The sequence below is a fragment of the Halapricum sp. CBA1109 genome, from assembly GCF_009741825.1.
GTDB lineage: Archaea > Halobacteriota > Halobacteria > Halobacteriales > Haloarculaceae > Halapricum.
Genome location: NZ_WPCA01000252.1, coordinates 1 through 1,484, shown reverse-complemented (window position 1 = coordinate 1,484; position 1,484 = coordinate 1). Strand labels below are relative to the sequence as shown.

Annotated in this window: 1 protein-coding gene and 2 pseudogenes; all 3 read right to left on the bottom strand. The window is 67.2% G+C overall.

What is annotated here, in order from left to right; all coding sequences use genetic code 11:
• A partial coding sequence (locus GJ629_RS15755) for a RimK family alpha-L-glutamate ligase (protein WP_157513844.1) occupies window positions 1-770 on the bottom strand: 770 nt, incomplete at its 3' end.
• 18 nt (window positions 771-788) lie between these two features.
• Window positions 789-952 (bottom strand): annotated as a pseudogene (gene lysW / locus GJ629_RS15750) (lysine biosynthesis protein LysW).
• Between the two features lie 162 nt (window positions 953-1,114).
• Window positions 1,115-1,484, bottom strand: a pseudogene (locus GJ629_RS15745) (argininosuccinate lyase); the annotation flags it as partial.

Sequence of the window (1,484 nt, the reverse complement as noted above, 5' to 3'; positions counted from 1 at the left end):
GTCCCCTCCCCGCTCGACTTCTGGGCGTCGCTGCGCGACGCCCCTACTTCCATCAAGTCTATCCCCAACAGCCCGCCGCCGACGGCCTCGCTGGCCCGCTCGACCAACTCAAGCGCCTCCTCGTCCAACTCGAAGGTGTCGGTGTCGGCGCCCTTGGCGGCGTTGGTGATCCAGTGGTCCGAGGAGCGGACCATCGCCGCGACCGGTTCGCCGTCGGTCGCCAGCACGCGGATGTCCCGACCGGGCTTGTCGACGAACTCCTGGACGTAGAACACCTTGTGCTCGTAGTGGCCCAGCGTCTCCTTGTGCTCGAAGACGGCCTCGGCGGCGTCGCGGGTGTCCAGTTTCGCCATCAGGCGACCCCACGAGCCGATGACCGGCTTGACCACGCAGGGGTAGCCGAAGTCCTCGACGATGTCGAGAGCGGAGTCTTTCGTGAACGCGACTTCGGTGTTGGGCGTCGGGACGCCCGCTGCCTCCAACGCGAGGCTGTTCTCGACTTTGTCCGCACAGATCCGGGCCGTCTCCGGGCTGTTGACGATGGGCACGTCGTAGGCCTCGGCGAACCGGCTGATGTAGCGGCTCCGGCTCGTCGCCAGACACCGGTCGAGGAGGATGTCGACGTCCTCGAGGGCGGCCGGCGGGTCCGAAATAGAGAACCGCTCGCGCCGGACGTCTATCTTCACGACCTCGTGGTCGCGCTCTCGAAGCTCCGACAGCAGGAGTTTCTCGTCCTTGCGGATGCGTGAGTACAACAGTCCGACGGTCAACCCGGCCGCGCTCACGGCTCACTCACCCCAGTCTTCTTCGAGTTCGGGCGCGTCTCGAGGGCGACCGGGTCCGTCCCGACTACCTCGAGTTCGGCACCGCAAGTGGCACAGTCGACTATCTCTCCCGCTTCGAGGTCCTCGTGTAGGGCCACGTCGGCCCCGCACTCGACGCACTCCGTCATAGATACCGCTATCTCACGCCCGTATCTACTTAATAGCTTCGAACCTATCAGGATTCAATAGTAGCAAAAGCACCGACTAACGGCTATCAGCGGCGCAACGAACGGCGATAGGTTTCGAGTGTATACTAAATCTGGTAGGTTGGCCCCTCGCGGGGTCGCCGCCTACACATACGTCTCGACCTCCGCGTCGAGTCGCTGGGCTGCCTCGGCGAGCGCGTCCCGGCGGTCCGTCAGCGCAGCCCCGTCCTCGGCCAGCGTCGCCGCCGCGGCGTCGATGCTCTCGGCCACCGCGTCGGGGGCGGGACCGCGCGTGAGTCCCGATCCGCGACACTCTCGACGGGGTCCAGCGCCGATTCGACGGCCTCGCGGTCGACGTACGCCGACAGCGACTCGCCGAGGATGGACTGTGCGGCGGCGTCCAGCGTCTCGAAGGCGGGGCGGCCGCGCCGTCGTCCATCCCCGCCGCCGCCTCGGCGACCACCTCGTGGGCCGTCCGGAACGGGACGCCGGCCATCGCCAGCAGGTCCGCGAC